This window comes from Ruegeria sp. A4 (assembly GCF_056543025.1).
The window spans coordinates 207300-229653 of record NZ_JBQGAW010000002.1; the positions used below are offsets into that span (position 1 = coordinate 207300).

General features: G+C 59.1%; 22 protein-coding genes. 16 read left to right on the top strand and 6 right to left on the bottom strand.

Features of this window, described 5'->3' with window-relative positions; translation table 11 throughout:
- Position 1: 1 nt before the first annotated feature.
- Positions 2–835, bottom strand: coding sequence for an S-formylglutathione hydrolase (gene fghA / locus ACR0E2_RS10235; RefSeq protein WP_480446318.1), 834 nt, complete (start codon positions 833–835; stop codon positions 2–4).
- 103 nt (positions 836–938) lie between these two features.
- Entirely contained in the window at positions 939–1868 is a 930-nt protein-coding gene (locus ACR0E2_RS10240; RefSeq protein WP_480446319.1) for an AEC family transporter, read from the bottom strand.
- Positions 1869–2014: 146 nt separating this feature from the next.
- Here ACR0E2_RS10240 and ACR0E2_RS10245 point away from each other — a divergent pair, with 146 nt between their 5' ends.
- Positions 2015–2632: a TetR/AcrR family transcriptional regulator gene (locus tag ACR0E2_RS10245; protein WP_171169500.1), complete on the top strand. Its 618-nt coding sequence runs from the start codon at positions 2015–2017 to the stop codon at positions 2630–2632.
- 106 nt (positions 2633–2738) lie between these two features.
- On the opposite strand, the gene ACR0E2_RS10250 is transcribed toward ACR0E2_RS10245, so the two are convergent.
- Complete coding sequence (locus ACR0E2_RS10250; protein WP_480446320.1) at positions 2739–3032, bottom strand: hypothetical protein; 294 nt, start codon at positions 3030–3032, stop codon at positions 2739–2741.
- Here ACR0E2_RS10250 and ACR0E2_RS10255 point away from each other — a divergent pair.
- A complete protein-coding gene (locus ACR0E2_RS10255) occupies positions 3016–3711 on the top strand; it encodes a LysR family transcriptional regulator (RefSeq protein ID WP_480446321.1) in 696 nt (231 codons plus the stop codon). The two genes, ACR0E2_RS10250 and ACR0E2_RS10255, sit on opposite strands and share 17 nt — an antisense overlap.
- 92 nt (positions 3712–3803) lie before the next feature.
- Here ACR0E2_RS10255 and ACR0E2_RS10260 read toward each other — a convergent pair whose 3' ends face one another.
- Together ACR0E2_RS10260 and ACR0E2_RS10265 are read right to left on the bottom strand one after the other, a co-directional pair.
- Positions 3804–4505 carry a GntR family transcriptional regulator gene (locus ACR0E2_RS10260; RefSeq protein ID WP_480446322.1) on the bottom strand — a complete coding sequence of 234 codons (702 nt, stop codon included), beginning with the start codon at positions 4503–4505 and terminating at the stop codon, positions 3804–3806.
- A 78-nt stretch (positions 4506–4583) separates the two neighbouring features.
- Positions 4584–5945, bottom strand: a complete 1362-nt coding sequence (locus ACR0E2_RS10265) for a formimidoylglutamate deiminase (protein ID WP_480446323.1) — start codon at positions 5943–5945, stop codon at positions 4584–4586.
- An 82-nt stretch (positions 5946–6027) separates the two neighbouring features.
- On the opposite strand from ACR0E2_RS10265, the gene hutI reads away from it, so the two are divergent.
- The 13 genes from hutI (at position 6028) to ACR0E2_RS10330 (ending at position 20351) form a co-directional block, all read left to right on the top strand.
- Positions 6028–7239, top strand: a complete 1212-nt coding sequence (gene hutI, locus ACR0E2_RS10270) for an imidazolonepropionase (protein WP_480446324.1) — start codon at positions 6028–6030, stop codon at positions 7237–7239.
- The gene (gene hutH / locus ACR0E2_RS10275; RefSeq protein WP_480446325.1) at positions 7236–8774 is read left to right on the top strand and encodes a histidine ammonia-lyase; all 1539 of its coding nucleotides are present in this window, start codon (positions 7236–7238) and stop codon (positions 8772–8774) included. The genes hutI and hutH overlap by 4 nt, the downstream gene beginning before the upstream one ends.
- Positions 8771–9565: an N-formylglutamate deformylase gene (gene hutG, locus ACR0E2_RS10280; RefSeq protein ID WP_480446326.1), complete on the top strand. Its 795-nt coding sequence runs from the start codon at positions 8771–8773 to the stop codon at positions 9563–9565. Before hutH ends, hutG begins: the two co-directional genes overlap by 4 nt.
- A complete protein-coding gene (hutU, locus tag ACR0E2_RS10285) occupies positions 9562–11244 on the top strand; it encodes a urocanate hydratase (protein ID WP_480446327.1) in 1683 nt (560 codons plus the stop codon). The genes hutG and hutU overlap by 4 nt, the downstream gene beginning before the upstream one ends.
- 142 nt (positions 11245–11386) lie before the next feature.
- Positions 11387–12436: a quinolinate synthase NadA gene (nadA, locus tag ACR0E2_RS10290; RefSeq protein WP_480446328.1), complete on the top strand. Its 1050-nt coding sequence runs from the start codon at positions 11387–11389 to the stop codon at positions 12434–12436.
- A 6-nt stretch (positions 12437–12442) separates the two neighbouring features.
- The gene (locus ACR0E2_RS10295) at positions 12443–14011 is read left to right on the top strand and encodes an L-aspartate oxidase (protein ID WP_480446329.1); all 1569 of its coding nucleotides are present in this window, start codon (positions 12443–12445) and stop codon (positions 14009–14011) included.
- The gene (gene nadC, locus ACR0E2_RS10300; RefSeq protein WP_480446330.1) at positions 14008–14856 is read left to right on the top strand and encodes a carboxylating nicotinate-nucleotide diphosphorylase; all 849 of its coding nucleotides are present in this window, start codon (positions 14008–14010) and stop codon (positions 14854–14856) included. The genes ACR0E2_RS10295 and nadC overlap by 4 nt, the downstream gene beginning before the upstream one ends.
- 115 nt (positions 14857–14971) lie before the next feature.
- Positions 14972–15952 carry a biotin synthase BioB gene (bioB, locus tag ACR0E2_RS10305; RefSeq protein ID WP_480446331.1) on the top strand — a complete coding sequence of 327 codons (981 nt, stop codon included), beginning with the start codon at positions 14972–14974 and terminating at the stop codon, positions 15950–15952.
- Positions 15949–17082, top strand: a complete 1134-nt coding sequence (locus ACR0E2_RS10310; RefSeq protein WP_480446332.1) for an 8-amino-7-oxononanoate synthase — start codon at positions 15949–15951, stop codon at positions 17080–17082. Before bioB ends, ACR0E2_RS10310 begins: the two co-directional genes overlap by 4 nt.
- Positions 17079–17699: a dethiobiotin synthase gene (gene bioD, locus ACR0E2_RS10315; RefSeq protein WP_171232255.1), complete on the top strand. Its 621-nt coding sequence runs from the start codon at positions 17079–17081 to the stop codon at positions 17697–17699. The genes ACR0E2_RS10310 and bioD overlap by 4 nt, the downstream gene beginning before the upstream one ends.
- A complete protein-coding gene (gene bioA / locus ACR0E2_RS10320; protein ID WP_480446333.1) occupies positions 17696–18982 on the top strand; it encodes an adenosylmethionine--8-amino-7-oxononanoate transaminase in 1287 nt (428 codons plus the stop codon). Before bioD ends, bioA begins: the two co-directional genes overlap by 4 nt.
- Positions 18979–19599 carry a pimeloyl-ACP methyl esterase BioG family protein gene (locus ACR0E2_RS10325; RefSeq protein WP_480446334.1) on the top strand — a complete coding sequence of 207 codons (621 nt, stop codon included), beginning with the start codon at positions 18979–18981 and terminating at the stop codon, positions 19597–19599. Before bioA ends, ACR0E2_RS10325 begins: the two co-directional genes overlap by 4 nt.
- A complete protein-coding gene (locus ACR0E2_RS10330) occupies positions 19596–20351 on the top strand; it encodes a methyltransferase (protein ID WP_480446335.1) in 756 nt (251 codons plus the stop codon). The genes ACR0E2_RS10325 and ACR0E2_RS10330 overlap by 4 nt, the downstream gene beginning before the upstream one ends.
- A gap of 4 nt (positions 20352–20355) precedes the next feature.
- Here ACR0E2_RS10330 and ACR0E2_RS10335 read toward each other — a convergent pair whose 3' ends face one another.
- Entirely contained in the window at positions 20356–21129 is a 774-nt protein-coding gene (locus ACR0E2_RS10335) for a DeoR/GlpR family DNA-binding transcription regulator (protein WP_480446336.1), read from the bottom strand.
- Positions 21130–21346: 217 nt separating this feature from the next.
- Here ACR0E2_RS10335 and ACR0E2_RS10340 point away from each other — a divergent pair, with 217 nt between their 5' ends.
- Entirely contained in the window at positions 21347–22291 is a 945-nt protein-coding gene (locus ACR0E2_RS10340; RefSeq protein WP_480446337.1) for an ABC transporter substrate-binding protein, read from the top strand.
- The last annotated feature ends 63 nt before the right edge of the window (positions 22292–22354 follow it).

Below are 22354 nucleotides of genomic sequence, written 5' to 3' on the forward strand. Positions count from 1 at the left end.
CTCAGTCTCCGTACAGGGCCTCGGCATGGAAGATGACGTGATCTTCCATAAACGTGGACACAAAGAAGTACGAATGATCGTAACCCGGCTGGAAGCGATACGTCGCTGGCTGGCGGCGTTCGGCGATGGCTTGCGCCAACGCTTCGGGGCGCAGAAGATCCATGAACTGATCGTTTGCACCTGTGTCGATCAGGATCGGGCCGTCAAAGCCGGTTTTCTTCATCAACAAGGACGCATCGTGTTTTGCCCAAAGCGCTTCGTCGTCACCGAGATAGGCACTCAGCTGTTTGCGTCCCCAATCCGCTCCGGACGGGTTCGAGATCGGCGCAAAGGCTGACACCGAACGGAAGCGTCCCGGCAGGTTCATGGCAAGTGTCAGGGCGCCGTGCCCCCCCATGGAATGGCCCGTAATGGCCTGACGTTCGCTGTCGATGGCGAAGTTTTCGAACAGCAGGGCGGGCAGCTCTTCGGCAACATAGTCCCACATCCGGAAATGCGGCGCCCAAGGTTCCTGTGTCGCGTTCACATAGAATCCCGCGCCCTGACCCAGATCATAATCTTCGTGATCTGCGACGCCGTCACCACGCGGCGAGGTATCCGGAAAAACCACGGCGATCCCTTGTTCCGCAGCCCACGCCTGAGCCCCGGCCTTGGTCATCGCGTTTTCATGGGTGCAGGTCAATCCCGACAAATACCAAAGAACCGGGACCGGGCCGTCCTTGGCCTCGGCTGGAAGAAACAGGCCAAAAGTCATGTCACACTTGCACGACGAGGAGGCGTGGCGGTACACGCCCTGCACACCACCGAAACAGGCATTTTCCGAAAGGGTTTCCATCAGGCACCGTCCTTGTTTTCGAGTCGCAACATGGCTAACGATCCGCGGACCCGGCGTAAAGTCTGTGCGCCTTCGGTGAGAGTATTTTTCGAAAAGGTGAAGGTCAGAAAGTGCCCACCCAGGCGATCACCATCGGCACGGTGAGAATACTGACGATCGTGGATAGAAGGATTGCCGCCGACGCGCGATGCGGGGCAATGCCGTAATGCGCAGCCAGCATGTAAACATTGCCCGCAACAGGTAAAGCCGCGGCAGAGATGGCTACAGTTGCCGGAAAAGTTTCAATCGGTATCAGCCATAGCAGTGCGACCGCAACGCAGGCCGGATGGATCACCAATTTGCAGAAACTCAACCAAGCCGCGATCTGGACACGTTCAGCCGACTTGTCCGCCAATGACGCGCCAATGGCGAACAATGCACCCGGAGTTGCTGCCCCACCGAGAATGATCAGAAAATCGCCAAGAGGTTCAGGAACAGGCAATTGCAGCGAGGACCAGATGAGACCGGCCGAGATGGACACGATCATGGGATTGCGGACCAAACCCATTCCGATCAGCTTGAAGGTGGTCGGGGTCAATCTGCCGTCACGGCCGCCGTTGATCAGGATCACGATCAGGGAAGAGAACACGACCAGATCGACGGTCAGGACCAGCATCACAGGCCCGATCGCAGCCTCGGAAAACAAAAGCGAAAGCATGGGCAGCCCGAGGAACCCGACATTGCCGATGGCCGCGCACTGAGCCTCGACTGCAGCGGTCGGAATGTCGAGCCCGCGAAGCCAGGCGATGGTCGACGCCAGAACGTAAACGGTCATGGTTCCCAGCAAATATCCAAGGATGAGCCGGGCATTGAAAATCTCGGCAAATGGAAGGGTGGCGGCAAAGCGAAACAGCATCGCCGACAGCGCAAAGAAAAAGACGAACTTGGTCAGATATGCCGTGGCTTCAGCCGAGAAGAACCGTGTGCGCCCCGCCCAAAAGCCCAGGCCGATAATCGCGAAAAACGGAAGGGTGCGCAGAAAGATTTCGACCATGGGCCCAGTCCTAGCACGGTTTGAACGCGCTGCAAGTCCCAGGCATCAAAGCAAATGCAACCTCCGCTTCGCTGAAATATTCGAGAATCGTTGTATCTAAACCGAACGGTTTATAAACTGGCGCGGCTATCGATCGAGGAGAAGACATGACCCAGACCGCCACCATTCTGCGCACCGGCCGGAAATTCGACCAGGTTCTGCGCGGGGCTCGAGAGGTTTTCATGGCGGATGGGTTTGAAGGGGCAAGTGTGGATGACATTGCCCGCGCGGCTGGCGTGTCAAAAGCAACGCTTTACAGCTATTTCCCGGACAAGCGCCTTTTGTTCATGGAAGTGGCCCAGACAGAATGCTGCCTGATGGCCGAGCGGGTCATCTCGATGATCGACGAAACCAAGCCTGCCCGCGAAGTGCTTCAGATCACGGCGACGCAATTGACGGCCTTTCTTGTGTCGGATTTCGCGCAGCAGGTTTTCAGGATCTGCGTTGCCGAGCGCGACCGGTTTCCCGAGCTTGGTCGTGCGTTCTATGAGGCAGGGCCGCAAAACGGCCAGCGACAGATGGCCGAGTATCTGGAAAAAGCCGTGGCAAAGGGCGAATTGGCCATTGATGATGTACATATCGCTGCCGAGCAGTTTTCCGAACTGTGCAAAGTGCGGATCTGGACCCGGGCGGCTTTTGGTATTCAGAACACGTTCACTCAGGAAGAAATAGATCAGGTCGCTGCTCAGGCTGTTGACATGTTTCTTGCCCGTTACGGGGTCTGACCCACAAAAGTGATGGCCCGCGCCCGGAACAGGGGCGCAGACCACCGCTCACTCACCAAAACACTCGATACACAACAGTTTAAAGCTGTAAGTCTTGTAAAACCCTTTACTCGATGAAAGTTCTGGCCAGACCCTCGCTGACAGGCTGCGCCAGATACGCAATCATCGCGCGTTCGCTTGTGTTGACGAACAGGTCTGCGGGCTGGCCGGGGACCAAGTTCAAAGCCGCCCGACCGACAACGCTCAGTTCGCTGGAATACGAGACTTCTTCGGTCGCCAGATTCTGGGTGATGACTACGGTCGCGTCGCCGGTGGCTTTGCTGTCCGAGGTCGGTCCCGGCTCTTGCTCCGCGTTCAGGCTGCCGCTCAGGGTGACGGTGAGAATGTCACCCTTGGCCAACCAGATCGAAAAGCTTGAACAGGAATTGGGAACCGGTCTGTTCCTGCGCCTCAACAACGAGGTGCGCCCGACACTGTACGGTGCCCGTGTCGTTGAACGGGCTGGGCGCCTTCTGAACAATGCGCAGAAAATCCGTGACACCGCGACCGAGTTCCGCGACCCCGAAACAGTTCCTTTGACTGTCGGAATGAATCCGACTCTGGCCCCTTATCTGACCGGGTATCTCCCTGAACCCTTCAGCTCGCTGTTTCCGTGGATGCGGGTCACGCTGGTCGAGGGTCTGCCTGAAAACATGTTGCGTATGGTCGATGATCACTTGCTGGACATGGCGCTTGCGGCGAAGATTAACAGCAGCGCAACTTTGGATTTCACTTCAATCTGGTCTGAACCATTGTTTCTGGCCCTTCGAAAAGGGCACCCGCTTTGCACCTTGCCATCCATCACCCCAGAGGATGCTCCGCCGTATGATTTCATCCGGCTTACACACTGTTTCGGATACGAACTTGAGGTGAGGCTTCCCAAACAAGATGGATCAAGCCGCATCAGCAAAGGTTTCGACCTGACCACGCTGAGGTTCGAGTCGATCTGCCGCCATATTTGCCGTTCCGACGATTGTACAATTGTCTCTGCCCTGGCCGCTGAACAAAGAGAACCAAATCTCGGCTGCTTCGAAAGCTGAGCGGGCAAAGGTGACTGCCACGACAGTCAGGAAGGTGGGGTCGAAGCGATAAGGTTTTGCTCCTATGTCAAAACCTGTTCGGTGCTCTGGCCTCAATACGTGGTGCGCATCTGGTATCCCTGATGGAAAGTCATGCGCACGAAAGTAACCGGATCGCTTCGAAACCATGTCGTACGTTCCAGCTGAAACAACGGTGTGCCGGGCGGTACCGCCAGAAACTCCTGCAAATGCCCTGTTGCCGGGACGGCAGAGAAGGCAATTTCAGCGTTTGAAAACGGCACCTCGGACAGCAGCCACTCATTCGGCCCGGTGGTCAGGAAATCTTCGTCGAGAACCTGAGGCACGGTGCTGACGTTGATCCAGCGTTCCTCGAACTGGAATGGACGGTTGTCGGCGTGGTGCATACATTGCAGATGGACGACCTGCGCACCTTCCGGGATGTTCAGCTTTGCCTGCAACCACGCGGGGCAATCGATTAGTATCCGGCTGACCAGAGCATAACGGTATTCGGCGTTCATTTCTTCAATGGTCTGCCGAACGACAGTGATCGGCAATTTCGCCTGCTTTACCGGTGTGGTCACGACACGCGTGCCGCCCTTGCGTTTGCGGGTGACAATTCCCTGTTCGGCAAGTTCCCGCAGCGCCCGATTGACCGTCGCCCGTGCAACGCCGAATTCGGCTGCCAGTTCCATCTCGGTGGGCAACAGGCTGCCCTGTGGCCAGACACGGGTTTGAATGCGGTTCACGACTTCGTCCCGAATGTCCTGAAAGCCGAGAGGTTTTTGATCGGTCACGTGGTGTTCATCCAATTACGTACAAACATATTATTATTATGAGGCCATTTTTGTCAGCCCGTAAAGGCGACAGCAAGCTCAAAGCCTCGGCATGAGATCAGCCATGGCCTGTCGATAGTCGGATACGATCCGATCCCGAGCAATATGACGGCCCCGGCGTACCTGATGGCGGCCAGCCGACCACAGATCGGTCACTACGTGGTCCTTCGCGGCAAAGACCAACCCGTCGAGCAACTGTTCAGGACGCAGGGCACAAAGTGCCGGATCCTGGCTGTCAATGGCAACAAGATCCGCCAGCATCCCTTCTGCGATCTGGCCCGCCGCGCGACCCAGGGCCTGCGCACCGCCCAAAGCCGCATTGCAATACAGTGTCTGTCCTACCGAACCGTCCCCTTCCACGAGGACATTGCGCGACAGGTCTCGCAGGCGTTGGGAATACTCCAGCGTACGCAGTTCCTCTGTCATCGAAACCAACACGTTTGAATCCGACCCAACCCCGAAACGACCACCGGCTTCAAGAAAGACGGCCCCATTGAAAGGGCCATCCCCCAAATTGGCCTCGGTGATTGGGCAAAGCCCCGCGACCGCGCCCGTTGCGGCCATATCGCAAGTTTCCTTTTCCGTCATATGAGTGGCGTGGATGAGACACCAGCGATGGTTTACCGTTGCATTGTTCAGCAGCCATTCCACCGGGCGGGCGCCCAAACCCTCGTGAACCTGCTCAACTTCCATGGGTTGTTCCGCAATGTGAATATGGACAGGTCCCGTCTTTTTTGCGTTCAGAACCCGGGCAAGATCTTGCGGTGATGTCGCGCGCAAGGAATGTGGGGCTATGCCTATCTGACAGTCATCCGGCAGATCGCCCAGTGCCGCCTGCGCCTGTTCGACCAACGCCAGATAGCGGTCCACATCATTGCCAAATCGTTGCTGTCCCGCTTCCAACGGTTGCTCGCCGACCCCTGCGTAAGAATAAAGTACGGGCAGATGCGTCAGCCCGATTCCCGTCTCGGCCGCAGCAGCCATGATCCGCTGGGACAGCTCTGCAAGATTGCCATAAGGTGTGCCGTCTGGTTGGTGATGCAAATAATGGAATTCACCAACCGAGGCGTAACCGGCTTCCTGCATCTCCATATAGACCAGAGCGGCAATCGCCTGCACCTGATCAGGCGTCAGGTGCTGGGTGAAACGATACATCAGTTCCCGCCACGTCCAGAAACTGTCGCGACCGGCCTTTCGGTATTCGGTCATGCCTGCCATCGCGCGCTGAAATGCGTGGCTGTGCAGATTGGCCAATGCGGGCAGCAAAGTGTCGACGCAAGTGTCACCCTCTTGCGCCGTCGCGCCCTGTTGCAGCGACACTATCAGCCCTTGCCTGATTTCTACCCGCAGGTTCGTAGCCCAACCGGTGCTCAGTAATGCGCGATTAGCGAAGATAGCCATTTTTTACCTCATTTTATGCATAGACATATAAATGATAGAAATGTACTAGAAAAGCAGGAAATGCATGGAGGGTGCGAGTCACATGCAGACGCAAACGCAGGTTTTGACGGATCTTGATGCCGCAACGATGACCGAAGGCGGCGCGCCATACGGTTTGGTCCCGGATGCCGCGATCGCGTTGCAGGACGGACAAATCGCATGGATCGGAGCTGTCGCTGACCTTCCTTCAAGATTCGCCGACCAGCCGCGGACTCGACTCGGTGGACGCCTGGTTACGCCTGCGTTGATCGATTGCCACACTCATGTGGTTCACGGTGGCCATCGCGCCGCAGAGTTCGAAATGCGCCTGAACGGCGCGAGCTATGAAGAGGTCGCCCGCGCCGGGGGTGGGATCATCTCGACGGTAAAGGCCACGCGTGCAGCCGGAGTGGAGGAGTTGGTCGCACAGGCATTGCCGCGAGTTGATGCGATGCTGGCCGAAGGGGTGTCGGTCATCGAAGTGAAGTCCGGTTACGGATTGGATGACGATACCGAATTGAACATGTTGCGCGCGGCTCGGGCGGTGCCGGATCATCGTCCCGTCCGCGTTCTGACCAGCTTTTTGGGGGCTCATGCGGTGCCTCGGGACTATGAGGGCAGGGCGTCGGACTACATTCATCAGGTCTGCATTCCCACGCTTCGCGCCGCACATGCCGAGGGATTGGTCGATGCGGTTGATGCCTTCTGCGAAGGCATCGCCTTTCAACCGGAAGAGTTGATCCCGCTTTTTGATGTCGCGACAGATCTTGGCTTGCCGATCAAGATCCACGCCGAACAATTGTCGAATTTGGGTGGCGCAAAACTGGCTGCCGGATACGGCGCGCTTTCGGCAGATCATATAGAATATCTTGATGAAGCAGGTGTTTTGGGCATGGCGCAGGCCGGTACCGTCGGCGTTATTCTGCCGGGGGCGTTCTACACCTTGCGCGAAACACAGGCGCCACCGATTGACCTGTTGCGCCGGCATGCTGTGCCCATGGCGCTTGCCACGGATTGCAACCCCGGTTCGGCGCCGATGACCTCGCTGTTGCTGGCGATGAACATGGGGTGCACCCTGTTTCGCCTGACGCCAGAAGAGGCCCTGCAAGGCGTGACGGTTCACGCGGCCCGTGCTCTCGGGTTGGCTGACTGCGGTCAGATCTCAGTCGGGCGGCGCGCTGATCTGGCGGTTTGGAATGTCGAACACCCTGCGGAATTGGCCTATCGCATCGGCTTCAACCCTCTTCATACCCGCATATTCGGAGGTATATTTTGACGACCCTCACCCTTACCCCGGGCACCGTTACCCTGTCGCAATTGGAACAGGTCTTTCGCGAAGAGTGCGCAGTTCGGTTGGACCCCGCCTGCCGCCCGGCCGTCGAAGAAGCGCACAAGCGCATCGCCGATGCGGCGGCGGGAGAGGCCGCCGTATATGGCGTGAACACAGGGTTCGGGAAACTGGCAAGCGTCAAAATCGCGGCCGAGGACACGGCAACCTTGCAGCGCAACCTGATCCTCAGCCATTGCTGCGGCGTGGGCCCTGCGATCCCGCGCGCCCTTGCCAGATTGATGATGGTTCTGAAATTGCTGAGCCTGGGGCGCGGGGCCTCGGGGGTTCGGCCAGAAGTGATCACCCTGCTGGAAGGGATGTTGTCCAAAGGTGTGACCCCGGTGATCCCGGCGCAGGGGTCGGTCGGGGCTTCGGGTGATCTTGCGCCCTTGTCCCACATGGCTGCCGTCATGATGGGCGCTGGTGAGGCCGAGTTTGGCGGCGATGTGATGCCCGGTGACGCTGCGCTGTCCAAAGCGGGTCTGCACCCGATCGAACTGGGCCCCAAAGAAGGGCTGGCGCTGATCAATGGCACCCAGTTTTCGACGGCCTTTGCGCTGTCCGGCCTGTTTGGTGCGTGGCAGGCGGCGCAAAGCGCGCTGGTTACCTCGGTGCTGACGACGGATGCGATAATGGGTTCGACCGCCCCGTTGCAACCGGAAATCCACACGTTGCGCGGGCATCGCGGGCAGATCGAGGCCGGCGTGACCATGCGAGCGCTGCTGGCCGGGTCGGTCATTCGTGAAAGCCATCGGGATGGCGATACCCGGGTTCAGGATCCGTATTGTATCCGCTGCCAGCCTCAGGTGGTGGGGGCCGCGATGGATGTGCTGAGGCAGGCCGCTACAACGCTGGAAATCGAGGCCAACGCGGCGACGGACAATCCTCTGGTTCTATCGGAAACCGGCCTGATCGTTTCGGGCGGGAATTTTCACGCCGAACCCGTTGGGTTTGCCGCAGACATGATCGCGCTTGCCGTGGCCGAGATCGGGGCAATTGCGCAACGCCGCATTGCGTTGATCGTCGATCCGGCGCTCAGCTTTGATCTGCCGCCTTTTCTGACGCCCAATCCGGGCCTGAATTCGGGCTATATGATCGCTGAGGTGACGACCGCCGCACTGATGAGCGAAAACAAGCATCTGGCCAATCCATGCGTGACGGACTCGACGCCCACATCGGCCAATCAGGAAGATCACGTTTCGATGGCGGCCCATGGCGCGCGGCGATTGGGGCAGATGGTTGCCAATCTGGAACGTATTCTGGGGGTCGAACTGCTGTGTGCCACGCAAGGGGTCGAGTTCCGCGCGCCGCTGCCTACGAGCGATACGTTGCAGGCCGTAATGGCACGGCTGCGAGCCGTGGTGCCGGCCTTGGGTGACGATCGCTATATGGCACCCGAGATCGAAGCAGCCTCGGCCCTGATTGCCAGTGGTGAGATTGCCCGTGGCACGGGCATCGCCATGCCGGAACTTGGCGCATGAGCGGCCCGGTCGAGATTTCGCGCGGTGACAGTCCGATCGTGCTGGGTCTGCCGCATACCGGCACCCATGTTCCGGCCACGATCGAGGCAAAGTTGAATACGCGGGGCAAGGCTCTGGCGGATACGGATTGGCATGTTCATACCTTGTATGAAGGGCTTCTGCCCGGTGCGACCACGGTTCGGGCGACCTTCCACCGATATGTGATCGACGCCAACCGGGACCCGTCGGGCGTGTCGCTTTATCCCGGCCAGAACACGACCTCTCTTGTGCCGCTGACGGATTTTGACGGCCAGGGCATCTGGGACATCCCGCCTTCGGAAAAGGATATCCTCGAACGACGGGAAGCTTTTCATGCACCGTATCATGCCGCCCTGAAGGCCGAGCTGGAGCGCGTGAAGGCGGCCCATGGGGTTGCGGTGCTGTATGATTGCCACTCGATCCGCAGCCATATTCCTTTTCTGTTCGAAGGTACTCTGCCCGATATGAGCATCGGCACGAACAATGGGGCGACCTGCGCGCCGGAAATCGAAGCCATAACGCATGAATTCGCGGCGTCCTCGCCCTATACGGCTGTTCTGAATGGGCGGTTCAAGGGCGGATGGACAACGCGCCATTATGGGCGCCCCTCGGAAGGGGTTCACGCGATCCAGATGGAGCTGGCTCAGTCGACCTACCTGAAAGCTGAAGCGCCGCCCTGGGCTTTTGACACCGACAAAGCCGACCGCCTGCGCCGGTGGCTCAAAGACATACTTGACGCTATCCACGACACTGCATTGGAGCTTGCCCGATGACCGATCCTCGTAAAAATACCCGTGACATCTATCCCCCGACAGGGCCCGAACTGAACGCCAAAAGCTGGATGACCGAAGCCCCGATGCGGATGCTGATGAACAATCTGCACCCGGATGTGGCCGAGAATCCGCATGAACTGGTTGTCTATGGCGGGATCGGCCGTGCCGCGCGGACGTGGAAAGATTTTGACACCATCGTTGCCAGCCTCAAGGACCTCGAGGAAGATGAAACGCTGGTGGTGCAATCCGGCAAACCGGTCGCCATCGTTCGGACGCATACCGATGCACCTCGGGTGCTGATCGCGAACTCGAACCTCGTGCCGCATTGGGCCAACTGGGACCACTTCAACGAGCTCGATAAGAAGGGCCTGATGATGTACGGCCAGATGACGGCCGGTTCGTGGATCTATATCGGGACGCAGGGCATCGTTCAGGGCACCTACGAAACCTTCGCCGAGGCGGGACGCCAACACTATGACGGGGACCTGACCGGCAAGTGGATTCTGACTGGCGGTCTGGGCGGCATGGGTGGCGCGCAACCCCTGGCGGCGGTCTTTGCAGGGGCGTGTTGCCTGGCCGTCGAGTGCAATCCAGACAGCATCGATTTCCGCCTGCGCACCAAGTATCTCGACGAAAAGGCCGAGACGCTGGACGAAGCGCTGGAAATGATCGACCGCTGGACCAGGGCGGGCGAAGCGAAATCGGTCGGTTTGCTGGGCAATGCGGCCGAGATTTTCCCCGAGATCTACCGGCGGATGCAGGCGGGCAGGATGCGCCCTGACATCGTGACCGACCAGACCAGCGCCCATGATCCGGTCAACGGCTATCTGCCATTGGGCTGGAGCATGGCGCAGTGGAAAGACAAGAGGGAAAGCGACCCCAAGGCCGTGGAAAAGGCAGCCCGAGCGTCGATGAAGCAGCACGTGGCCGCCATGGTCGATTTTTGGAACGCGGGCGTGCCAACCCTGGACTATGGCAACAACATCCGGCAGGTGGCACAGGACGAAGGCTTGGAAAACGCCTTTGCCTTCCCGGGTTTCGTGCCCGCCTATATCCGCCCGTTGTTCTGCCGCGGCATCGGCCCGTTCCGCTGGTGCGCACTGTCGGGCGATCCCGAGGATATCTACAAAACTGACGCAAAGATGAAGGAACTGTTCCCCGAAAACACCCATCTGCACAACTGGCTCGACATGGCGCAGGAGCGCATCGCCTTTCAGGGCCTTCCCGCGCGCATCTGCTGGATCGGACTGGGCGACCGCCACAAGGCCGGTCTGGCGTTCAACGAGATGGTCAAATCCGGAGAACTGAAGGCGCCGGTCGTCATTGGTCGTGACCACCTCGACAGCGGCTCGGTCGCGTCGCCGAACCGCGAAACCGAGGCGATGAAGGACGGCTCGGACGCCGTTTCGGATTGGCCGCTGCTGAACGCGCTGGTCAATACCGCCTCGGGCGCGACATGGGTCTCGCTGCACCACGGAGGCGGCGTTGGCATGGGCTTCAGCCAACATGCGGGTGTCGTGATTTGTGCCGACGGAACCGATGCAGCGGCCAGACGTCTCGAACGGGTTCTGTGGAACGATCCGGCTTCTGGTGTCTGGCGTCACGCAGATGCGGGTTATGAGGACGCCCAGGCCTGCGCACGTGAACACGGGCTACGTCTGCCGGGGATTCTGGGCTGATTTGCCATTCATCTTTGAATTTGTCTGCATGGCTTAGCGCTAACGTCTCATTTTCCGGTTTCGAACCGGGGATGTTTCCGCTAGGGCTAAGCCGTTAAGCAGCCCGCCAGGCTAACGACAACTGACAAAGGTGGCTCGCCCGTTGCTCGATATTACACAAGTCCGCACTGTTCTTTCGGACGTCTATGACCTCGCCCCATCGGCCACGTTGGCCAATGAGATGAAAGACACGTTTGCCCGTATGGATCGTGTGATCAGCCCGCCGGATTGGGCGATCTATGCGCCCTATGTGCGGGCGATCAACGCGCTTAAGAAAGAGCGTAACGCCGTGATCCTTGGGCACAATTACATGACACCGGAAATCTATCATGGTGTGTCCGATTTCGTGGGTGACAGCCTGCAACTGGCGATCAAGGCCAGCGAGGTGGAAGAGGATGTGATTGTTCAGGCCGGGGTTCATTTCATGGCCGAGACATCGAAAATTCTGAGCCCCGGGAAAACGGTTCTGATGCCCGACATGGATGCGGGGTGTTCGTTGGCAGAATCGATTACGGCCGAAGGAATCGACGAAATGCGGGCCAAATACCCCGGCGCGCCGGTTGTGTCTTACGTGAACACCACTGCCGAGGTCAAAGCGGCCTCGGACATCTGCTGCACCTCGTCGAACGCCTTGCAGATCGTGAATGCGATGGAGAGCGACACGGTCATCATGACGCCGGATCAGTATCTGGCTCAAAACGTGGCCAATGAAAGCCACAAGAACGTGGTGTTCTGGCCTGGTTCCTGCATCGTGCATGAACAATACACCGCACAGGACCTGCGCGACTTCCGGGAATGGAACCCCGGAACGCGCCTGATTGCGCACGCGGAATGCCCGCCGGATGTGGTGGCCGAGGCGGATTATTCCGGTTCGACCAGCGGGATCATCAAATATGTGCACGATGAGAAACCCGAAAAGGCGATGCTGATCACCGAATGTTCGATGGCGTCGAATATCGCGGATGAACTGCCCGAGGTCGATTTCGTAGGGCCGTGCAATATGTGCCCGTACATGAAAAAGATCACGCTGGAAAAGATCCTCTATGCGCTGCACACGATGGAAGGCCAGGTCGAGGTCGCTGAAGACGTGGCAGAGAAGGCCCGCAAATCTGTTCAGGCGATGATTGATCTGTCCCGCAAGCTCGGCATCTGATCGGCAATGACCGACATCACCACGGATCGCGTCGTTATTGTCGGGGCCGGGATCGGCGCGCTTTATGCTGCGCTGAAACTGGCGCCGCGCCCGGTGGTGATCATCTCGCCTGATCCTTTGGGCGAAGGTGCAAGTTCGGCATGGGCGCAGGGTGGCGTGGCGGCGGCGATGGACCTGGCCGATAGCCCGGAAAGCCACGCCGTTGACACCGTCAATGCCGGGGCGGGCACCGTCGAGCCTGACGTTGCGGATTTGGTGACCCGAGAGGCGCGGGACTATATTCTGGACCTGACCACTTTGGGCACACCATTTGATCGCACCGAGGGTGGCGGGTACGTCCTGTCCCGAGAAGCCGCGCACAGTTTTGCCCGTGTCGTGCGGGTAAAGGGCGATCAGGCCGGCAGTGAAATCATGGCCGCCCTGATCGAACGAGTGCGCGAAACTCCGTCGGTGCAGGTGTTGGAAGGGGTCCTTGCCGTTGCGCTCAAAGTGACGGATGGGCGCGTGGTGGGCGTGGTTTTGCAGGACGCCTCGGAAAGCGGATCCGCGCCCGTGACGCTTCGTGCGCCTGCCGTATTGTTGGCGGGTGGCGGTTCTGGCGGGCTTTATGCCCTGACGACCAATCCGGCCCGCATCCGGGGGCAGGTCATCGGAATGGCCGCACGGGCGGGGGCGCTGATCGCCGATGCCGAATTCGTGCAGTTTCACCCCACGGCTATGGACGTGGGTGAAGATCCGGCCCCGCTGGCGACCGAGGCCCTGCGCGGAGAAGGGGCAATACTGATAAACAAGCACGGCGAGCGTTTCATGCAGGCCGTTCACCCTGATGCCGAGCTTGCTCCGCGCGACGTCGTGGCCCGCGCGATTTTTGCCGAGGTACAGGCCGGCAACCGACCGATGCTGGACACCCGCAAGGCTTTGGGCCCGCAAATCAATGAACTTTTCCCGGCGGTTGCCGCATATTGCGCGCGCAACGGAATCGATCCGGTCCGGGATGCGATCCCGGTTGCTCCGGCAGCGCATTACCACATGGGCGGGATTGCCACAGGCACTGATGGCCGCGCGACGCTGGATCGGTTGTGGGTGTGCGGCGAGGCGTCTTCGACCGGCCTTCACGGCGCCAACCGGTTGGCCTCGAACGGTTTGCTCGAAGCGTTGGTGTTTGCACGCATCTGTGCCCAGGACATTGCGCGTTCGATACCGGACACTTCTGCGTCGGAACCTGTGGCCCTTCAATTTGATCAAGCTGACATCCCTGATACGTCTGATGCGGTCAGTATGTTGCGCACGACCATGTCGCGCGATGTTGGCGTGGTCCGGGACCGCGCCGGGTTATGCCGGGCATTGCACAGGATTGCCACGCTCGAAGAGCGGTATGGCACATGCCCGTCCTTCAGAAACATGTGTGCCACAGCAACCTTGATCGCCGCGGCGGCATTGCAGCGCGAAGAAAGCCGCGGCGCGCATGAGCGATCCGACTTTCCGGAAACTGCCGATGGCCCCGGCAAACGATCCCGGATGTATCTTAGCGACGCGCTGCACATTCGCGCCGAAGCCTGCAAGGAAAAATCATGAGTTTTGCGACCCTGCCCGATCTGATCCTCGAACCCGTCATCCGCGCGGCGCTGATGGAGGATCTGGGAGCATACGGTGACGTGACCACCCGCGCGGTGATCCCGCCGAACGCTACTTATACGGCCCGGTTGAATGCGCGTGAGGATGCCGTCGTTTCGGGTATGCAGGTGGCAACGATTGCGTTCCGGCTGGTCGACCCGACGCTTGAGGTTGAGGTGCTTGTCAAGGATGGCCAGCCTTGTCGGCGCGGCGACACGCTGATGACCATCAAAGGTTCCGCGGCCTCGATCCTGTCGGGTGAGCGGGTCGCGCTGAATTTTGCCGGTCGTCTGACCGGTATTGCCACAAAAACTGCCAGCTTTGTTCAGCAGACAAAGGGCACGAATGCCCGCATGACCTGTACCCGCAAAACCACGCCGGGACTTCGCATCGTCGAAAAACAGGCCGTGCTGCATGGCGGCGGTTTCAATCATCGCTACTCTTTGTCCGACGCGATCCTGATCAAGGACAACCACATCGCCGCCGCCGGGGGTGTGCGTCAGGTTCTTGAGGCCGCCAAAACGCAAGCCAGCCACATGATGGCCGTCGAGATCGAAGTCGATCGACTGGACCAGCTGGCCGAAGTCCTCAGGATTGGCGGCGCGTCCGTCGTATTGCTGGACAACATGGATGACGAGATGCTGCGCGAAGCGGTTGCCATGGTGGACGGGCGGATGAAGACCGAAGCCAGCGGTAATGTGACGTTGGATCGGGTTGCATCAATTGCGGCGACCGGGGTCGATTACATCTCGTCCGGGGCGCTGACGCATTCCGCCCGAACCGTTGATCTGGGGCTTGATTTCTGAAAAGCGCGGCATTTCCGCTTGATTTGGGATCGTTTGCGCCAACACGGTTGCGCCTTCAGATTTTATCGATAATAAATCCACGGCAACGCAAGCTGCAGGAAGTTTTATAGATAAAATGATCATCCCTCATTCCGGCTGGACCCGAAAGTCTGCGCAAGCTGTTCATGACCTCCCGTTGATGGACCTTCTGTTCCGGGCACAGACCGTGCACCGCGAGAACTTTGATCCGAACAACATCCAGACCTCTAAGCTGCTGTCGATCAAAACCGGCGGGTGCGCCGAGGATTGCGCCTATTGCTCGCAATCGGCCCGCAACGGATCCACCCTGCCTGCATCTAAACTGATCGAGGTTCAGCGTGTACTGGCCGAGGCCAAAAAGGCCCGCGACGGTGGTGCGACCCGGTTCTGCATGGGCGCCGCCTGGCGCGAGCCCAAGCCGCGCGATATGCCTGCCTTGGTTGCCATGGTGGAAGGCGTCAAGGCGATGGGCATGGAAACCTGCATGACGCTGGGCATGCTGGATGACACCCAGGTCGTTCAGCTGCGCGATGCCGGGTTGGACTATTACAACCACAACATCGACACGTCCGAACGCTATTATTCCGAAGTGATCACCACCCGTACTTTCGCTGACCGGATCGACACGATGAACCGGGTGCAGGAAGCCGGAATCAAGGTCTGCTCGGGTGGTATTCTGGGGATGGGTGAACATACCGGCGACCGTATCGATATGTTGCTGACTTTGGCCAACATGACCCCGCCGCCGGATTCGGTGCCGATCAACATGCTGATGCCACAGGCGGATACTCCGCTGGCTGATGCGGAACCGGTTGATCCAATCGACTTTGTGCGGATCATCGCAACCGCTCGCATCCTGATGCCCAAAGCCTATGTTCGGTTGTCCGCCGGGCGCAGCGACATGAGCGACGAGATGCAGGCGATGTGCTTCTTCGCCGGAGCTAATTCCATCTTTGTCGGTGAAACTCTTTTGACGGCGGAAAACCCCGAAGAAGACACCGACTCGATCCTGTTTGCAAAACTTGGCCTTCAGGCCGAAACGGCTGAAGACCATAAGCGCACGGAAGCCGCCGAATGAAAGCAGTCGAACGACTGGAATCCATGCTGGGTGCGCTGGAAGCCCGGCACCGCCGCCGGGTTTTGATCCCGGCGCGCGGGCTGGATTTTGCGTCCAACGACTATTTGGGGTTGGCCGGGTCAAGCCTGTTGCAAGAGGCCGCACAGGCGGCGCTGGCCCGCGGCGTGCCCGTAGGCTCGGGCGGCTCGCGGCTGCTGCGGGGGAATCACCCAGAGCATGAGGCGCTGGAACACGAAGCAGCTGTGTTCTTTGGGGCCGAGGCCGCATTGTTCATGGGTGGAGGGTTTCAGGCCAATCAGGCAATCTTTTCCACCCTGCCGGCGGCCGGGGATCTGGTTTTGTATGATGAACTGGTTCACGCCAGCGCCCATGAGGGGATGCGCGCCAGCCGAGCGGACCTGCGCGCTTTCCGTCACAACGACGTCGCGGATGCGCGCAACGTTCTGACCGAATGGCGATCCGCTGGTGGGCAGGGTCAGGTATGGGTCGCTGTTGAAAGCGTCTATTCCATGGAGGGCGATCTGGCTCCGCTGGAAGATTTGTCATGTCTGGCGCGTGAAGCCCAAGCTGTTCTGATCGTGGATGAGGCGCACGCCACCGGCGTTTTCGGGGCAAATGGGAAAGGTCTGGCGCATGATCTGAACGCTGACCTTCTGACCCTTCACACCTGCGGCAAGGGGCTTGGAGTTTCCGGCGGGCTGATCTGTGGCCCACCGGCGATGATCGATACCCTGATCAACCGCGCAAGGCCCTTTATCTTTGCAACGGCGCCGTCCCCTCTGAATGCTGCGCTGGTACGGGCTGTCTTGCGTGAATTGGCCGGGAATGACGATTTGGTCACTGCTGCACGCAAACGTCTGCGCCATGCACATGAGGTGGCCCGTGAAACAGGGTTGCCTGACGCGGCCTTGAACAGCCAGATCATTCCCGTCGTTCTTGGGGATGAGGCCCGCACGATGGCGATGGCACAGGCTTTGCAACATCAGGGGTTTGACATTCGCGGCATTCGCCCGCCTACCGTTCCAAAAGGCACATCCCGTCTGCGCGTCTCGATCACCGGGAATGTCAGTCCCGAGGACATTTCGGCCCTGTTTGCAACCATCTCCAGCCATCAGTCGGAGGCGGCATGAGCGCTCTGGTCATTGTCGGAACCGATACGGGCGTCGGAAAAACAGTTTTTTCGGCTGGCCTGACGGCGGCCCTGAACGCCACTTACTGGAAGCCGGTTCAATCGGGGCTCGAGGATGCGACGGACACGGAAACCGTCTGCACCTTGTCCGGTGTGGACGTGTTGCCCGAGGCGTATCGCCTGAACATGCCTGCCTCACCCCATCTTTCTGCCGAGGATATGGGCATAGAGATCGATCTGTCCCGGCTCGCGCTGCCGCAGGTTGACGGGCCGCTGGTTGTGGAAGGGGCAGGGGGGCTGATGGTGCCTCTGAACCGCAAATCCTACTATCTGGATCTGATTGCCCAATGGCAGGCCCCGGTCGTTCTGGTCGCGCGCACGGCGTTGGGAACGATCAACCATACCACGTTGTCCCTGATGGCGCTCCGAGGCGCTGGGTGCGAAGTGGTCGGCGTTGCCTTTGTCGGAGACCCGGAGCCCGACGTGGAACAAACCATCGTCGAAATGAGCAAGGTGCGACACCTCGGACGTCTGCCTTATCTTGGCGACCTGACGCAGCAAAGTTTGTCAGAAGCTTTCTCGTCCATAGACGTGGCGACCATACGGAGGTTTCTGTGACCCCGCTGGAGTTTGACGCCCACCACCTTTGGCATCCCTATACCAACGTGGCCGATCCCGGTGCGATGCACCTGATTGACCGGGCCGAGGGCGTGTATCTTTACCGGGAGGACGGCGCAAAGATGATAGACGCCATGTCGTCATGGTGGTGCGCCATCCACGGCCACAAGCATCCCGAAATCACGTCCGCAATGCAGTCCCAGCTGGAAAAGATGCCTCATGTGATGTTCGGAGGGCTGACACACCACCCGGCCATTGATTTGGGGCGCAGAATGGTCGACATGTTGCCCGAGGGGCTGGACCGCATTTTCTATTGCGACAGTGGGTCTGTCTCGGTCGAAGTGTCGATGAAGATGGCGGTGCAGTATCAAATGGCGCATGGCCGCACCGACAAATTCGAATTTGCCACAATTCGGGGCGGCTATCACGGTGACACGTGGAAAGCGATGAGCGTCTGTGACCCTGTGACGGGTATGCACGGGCTGTTCCGAGGGGCTTTGTCGATCCAGCACTTCCTGCCGCGTCCCCAGGTTCGGTTGGGGGATGACTGGCCCGAAAACTCGGCGCTGAACGGATTGGAGGCGCTGGAGCGACTGTTGGCCGACAAGGGCGATCACCTCGCGGCCCTGATCCTTGAACCCGTGGTTCAAGGCGCTGGGGGCATGTATTTCTATCATCCCCAATGGCTGCGCGCGGCACGCGCCATGTGCGATGCCCATGACGTGCTGATCATTTTTGACGAGATCGCAACCGGATTTGGCCGAACCGGCAAGCTGTTCGCCACCGATCATGCGGGCATCATCCCGGATATAATGTGTCTGGGCAAGGCATTGACCGGGGGGCATATCTCGTTTGCTGCTACCGTGACCAGCAAGCAGGTGGCGTATGGCATTGGCAACAGTGAGGCCGGAGTGTTCATGCACGGCCCGACCTATATGGCCAACCCTCTGGCCTGTGCCGCTGGTTCGGCCAGCCTCGGACTGCTGGCCGAAGGGAACTGGCAACGCCAGGTGGCTGATATCGAAGGCCAGATGCGGACCGAGCTGGAGCCAGCGCGCAGTTTGCCGGGCGTTGCAGATGTCAGGGTTCTTGGCGCTGTTGGCGTTATCGAAATGAAGGAAACGGTTGATCCTTCGGTTGCTCATCGGCTGGCCCCTGAAACCGGAGTGTGGCTGCGCCCCTTTGCGCGCAACATCTATTGCATGCCGCCTTACATTGTTTCTCCTGATGAGCTCGGCCGGATCACCAGCGCGATGGTCGCTTTGGCCGGGGGGCAGCAATGAAACACCAGTGGCTGGCGCAATCGGATGACAGCAAGCTGACACTGGTCTTCGGGGGGTGGGCGCTGGGTGCTGCCCCGTTCCGCGGGCTGACCGGAGGCGGATCTGTTCTGCTGGTTGATGACTATAACCAGCTTGATGATCCCTTGCCCGATCTGGCCGGGTTTGACTGCGTCGAAATGCTTGCGTTTTCCTTCGGTGTCGCATCCGCGGCCCATTGGCTGGCCAGCACAGGGTTTCGCCCTGACCGGCTGGTTGCCGTCAGTGGTACGTTGCATCCTGCCTGCGCAGACCGGGGCATCGCGCCCGATATTGTCCGGGCCACGGCGGATCAGCTGTCATCGGCAAGTTTCGTCAAATTTTGCCGACGCGCCGGACTGTCTGCTGACATACCTGAACTGGACATCGAGCAGGCAAGAAAGGAACTTCATGCGGTCATCGAGCGTGGCTCGGCGCCTGATCCCGGCTTTGATCGGGTTTGGATATCAGAGCGGGACCGGATCATTCCGACCAATGCTCAGAGGACGGCCTGGGCCGCAACCCCTGATGTGGTCAAGGGCGTTGCCGCTCCGCACGTGCCATTTGAACCGGGCCAAAGCTGGGCGGAGTGGATGTCATGACGGCGCAATTGGCGGACAAGGTGCAGCGAAGCTTCAGCCGAAGCTTCCAGACTTACAATGATACAGCCAGCCAGCAGGCCTGGGTTGCCCGCAAGCTGGTTTCCGAGATGCACCGGGTTGGCGCGCCGAACCGGTTTGATGTGGCCTTCGAGCTGGGATGCGGCACTGGCCATCTGACCCGGTTGCTGCGGCAGAACTTTGACCTTCCCGATTTTCACGTGAACGATATAGCGCCGCAGGCTCGGGCGACGGCAGATGCGGAAAATGCGGCCTTCATTGCCGGAGACGTCCGCCTGGTCGAATGGCCCGCAAAGCTGGATTTGGTCGCATCGGCCTCGATGATCCAATGGATGGAGGATCCGGCTGGTTTGCTGCAACAGGTTGCCGAGGCGCTTGAACCCGGAGGGTGGCTGGCGATTTCCGGGTTTGGTCCATTGCAATATCAAGAGCTTGCGCAAATCGGATCGACAGCCCGTGCACCGGGCCTATGCCTGCCTGACACCTTTGCAACCGCCATAGATGGGCAGTTCAAGATTCTGACGGTTGGCCAAAGTGTTCGGCCATCCTATTTTGACACGCCCAGAGATGTGCTGAAACATTTGCGGAGTACAGGGGTAAATGGCCGGGCTCAGGGTGCATGGAGCCGGTCCACCTTGGCCCGGTTCGAAGCTGACTACGTTCAGAAGTTCGGAACTGACGGCAGGGTTCCTCTGACTTACCACCCGGTGTGGGTCATTGCCGAAAAGCGTTAGGCGCTTATTCGGCGACGACAAGGTCGATTTCATTCGCCGACAGCATCTGGCAGATATCCTCGGGCGGGGTCACATCTGTAAAGAACAGATTGATCTTGTCGGCAGGTTCCAATGTGACCGGCGCGCGCTTTCCCAGCTTTTCGCCATCGGCCACGACAATGCGGACCTGTGCGTTTTGAATGGCGACGCGGGCCAAGTTTGCTTCTTGCAGGTCGTGCAGCATAAAGCCCGGGTCCGCGTTGACCGCCCCGACTGAAAAAACGGCGAAACGGACGTTCAAACGTTTGATCAGGTCCTGAGCTTCAACGCCGAATGCGCCCCCATCGTGCGACCGCAGCTCGCCACCAGCCATGAACACCCGGTTGTTGTTTCGTGAAGCCAATGCCTGCGCCACAAAAACCGAGTTCGTCACGACAAAGAGATCGCTGTGGTTGCCAAGCGCCTGCGCCACATAAGCGGTAGTAGAGCCGATATCGAGGAAAACGGAGTCGCCGTCACTGATGACCTCGGCAACCGCCTTCGCCAGCTTCTCTTTCGCGTCAACCTTCTTGTCCAGGCGGCTTTGCAGCGACGGTTCCAGAATGTCTTCGAGAAGATGAACCCCGCCATGGACCTTGCGTACGATGCCGCGTTCTTCCAGATTGCGGACGTTTCGCCGAATGGTTTCCAGGCTAACCTCAAGTTCATTCGCCAGAACGCTTACCCGGCACGACCCGCCCGCGCGAAAAAGGGCGCGCAGGATTTCTTCTTCTCGTTGGTTTGTGGTTGGCAGGTTCATGTTTCGCGCTCTGATGGCATCGTCATAAGGGACGTTAAGCCATACCACAATACCCACATAAAGCAACGTTTTGCAAAAGGGCGGCCGTAGAAATTCGGTTTAAACAGGAAATTATGTGGCTTTACGTGGTTTTTATTGACACAAAACCCCACGATGTGGTCGTCTGTACTCAATACCACCGATTCATCGAAAAAAATCACGACAGGGAGAAGGTGTTATGAATTGTAAAATGGGAATTTCCGCGCTGGCCATCATGGCCGCCGGAGCCGCAACAACTGCATGGGCTGTTGAGTCCACGGACCCAATCAAACTGACGCTGCACGACTGGTCGGGGCAGTTGATCAATACCAAGATCATGGGTTCGATCCTGGAAGAAGCCGGGTACAACGTTGAATATGTTCAGGCGGATTACATTGCTCAGTTCGCCGGTCTGAAAACGGGTGACCTGCATCTGGCAATGGAAATCTGGGAAACCACCGGACGCGAAGCGCTGGACGAGGCAACCGGCACCGGCAAGGTCGTCAATGTCGGCGAAACCGGCCTGATGGCGATCGAAGAATGGTGGTATCCCAGCTACATGAAGGAACGGTGCCCGGGATTGCCGAACTGGGAGGCGCTGAAAGACTGCGCCGAGGAATTCGCGACGGCGGAAACTGCTCCGAACGGGCGTTATGTCGGCGGCCCGGTGACCTGGGGTGGCTTCGATGACGAGCGTGTCGAAGCGCTTGAACTGGATTTCGAAGTCGTCCATGCGGGCACCGACGCGGCCCTGTTTGCAGAATTGGAATCCGCTTATCAAAGGCAGGATCCAATTGTTCTGTGGGTCTACGTCCCGCATTGGGCGCCGGCGAAATACGAAGGCGAGTTCGTCGAATTTCCACCATATACGCCAGGGTGTTACAGCGACCCTTCTGTCGGTGTGAACCCGAACATGGCGTATGATTGCGGCAAACCGCGTGGCCCGATCTGGAAAGCAGCCTGGTCTGGCCTGCAAGAAAAATGGCCGGGCGCTTATGACATCATCGAAGCCTACAAAATCAACAATGATGAAATGAGCGCCATGGTTGGCAAGGCCGACCTGGACGGCGTGGAAATCGACAGCGTTGTTGCAGAGTGGATGGAGACCAACAAAGACCGCTGGTCTGGTTGGATCTCGAAGTAATCCACTGGCCAGAGCGGGCCTGTCGCTCTCTCAGACCGCTCTGGCCTTTTTCGCGAATGAACC

What these genes read in the sequence shown, in the direction of transcription:
- fghA (WP_480446318.1), bottom strand. Translation starts at nt 835, where the DNA reads ATGGAAACCCTTTCGGAAAATGCCTGTTTCGGTGGTGTGCAGGGCGTG.
- ACR0E2_RS10240 (WP_480446319.1), bottom strand. Translation starts at nt 1,868, where the DNA reads ATGGTCGAAATCTTTCTGCGCACCCTTCCGTTTTTCGCGATTATCGGC.
- ACR0E2_RS10245 (WP_171169500.1), top strand. Translation starts at nt 2,015, where the DNA reads ATGACCCAGACCGCCACCATTCTGCGCACCGGCCGGAAATTCGACCAG.
- ACR0E2_RS10255 (WP_480446321.1), top strand. Translation starts at nt 3,016, where the DNA reads ATGTCACCCTTGGCCAACCAGATCGAAAAGCTTGAACAGGAATTGGGA.
- ACR0E2_RS10265 (WP_480446323.1), bottom strand. Translation starts at nt 5,945, where the DNA reads ATGGCTATCTTCGCTAATCGCGCATTACTGAGCACCGGTTGGGCTACG.
- hutI (WP_480446324.1), top strand. Translation starts at nt 6,028, where the DNA reads ATGCAGACGCAAACGCAGGTTTTGACGGATCTTGATGCCGCAACGATG.
- hutG (WP_480446326.1), top strand. Translation starts at nt 8,771, where the DNA reads ATGAGCGGCCCGGTCGAGATTTCGCGCGGTGACAGTCCGATCGTGCTG.
- hutU (WP_480446327.1), top strand. Translation starts at nt 9,562, where the DNA reads ATGACCGATCCTCGTAAAAATACCCGTGACATCTATCCCCCGACAGGG.
- ACR0E2_RS10295 (WP_480446329.1), top strand. Translation starts at nt 12,443, where the DNA reads ATGACCGACATCACCACGGATCGCGTCGTTATTGTCGGGGCCGGGATC.
- nadC (WP_480446330.1), top strand. Translation starts at nt 14,008, where the DNA reads ATGAGTTTTGCGACCCTGCCCGATCTGATCCTCGAACCCGTCATCCGC.
- bioB (WP_480446331.1), top strand. Translation starts at nt 14,972, where the DNA reads ATGATCATCCCTCATTCCGGCTGGACCCGAAAGTCTGCGCAAGCTGTT.
- ACR0E2_RS10310 (WP_480446332.1), top strand. Translation starts at nt 15,949, where the DNA reads ATGAAAGCAGTCGAACGACTGGAATCCATGCTGGGTGCGCTGGAAGCC.
- bioD (WP_171232255.1), top strand. Translation starts at nt 17,079, where the DNA reads ATGAGCGCTCTGGTCATTGTCGGAACCGATACGGGCGTCGGAAAAACA.
- ACR0E2_RS10325 (WP_480446334.1), top strand. Translation starts at nt 18,979, where the DNA reads ATGAAACACCAGTGGCTGGCGCAATCGGATGACAGCAAGCTGACACTG.
- ACR0E2_RS10330 (WP_480446335.1), top strand. Translation starts at nt 19,596, where the DNA reads ATGACGGCGCAATTGGCGGACAAGGTGCAGCGAAGCTTCAGCCGAAGC.
- ACR0E2_RS10335 (WP_480446336.1), bottom strand. Translation starts at nt 21,129, where the DNA reads ATGAACCTGCCAACCACAAACCAACGAGAAGAAGAAATCCTGCGCGCC.
- ACR0E2_RS10340 (WP_480446337.1), top strand. Translation starts at nt 21,347, where the DNA reads ATGAATTGTAAAATGGGAATTTCCGCGCTGGCCATCATGGCCGCCGGA.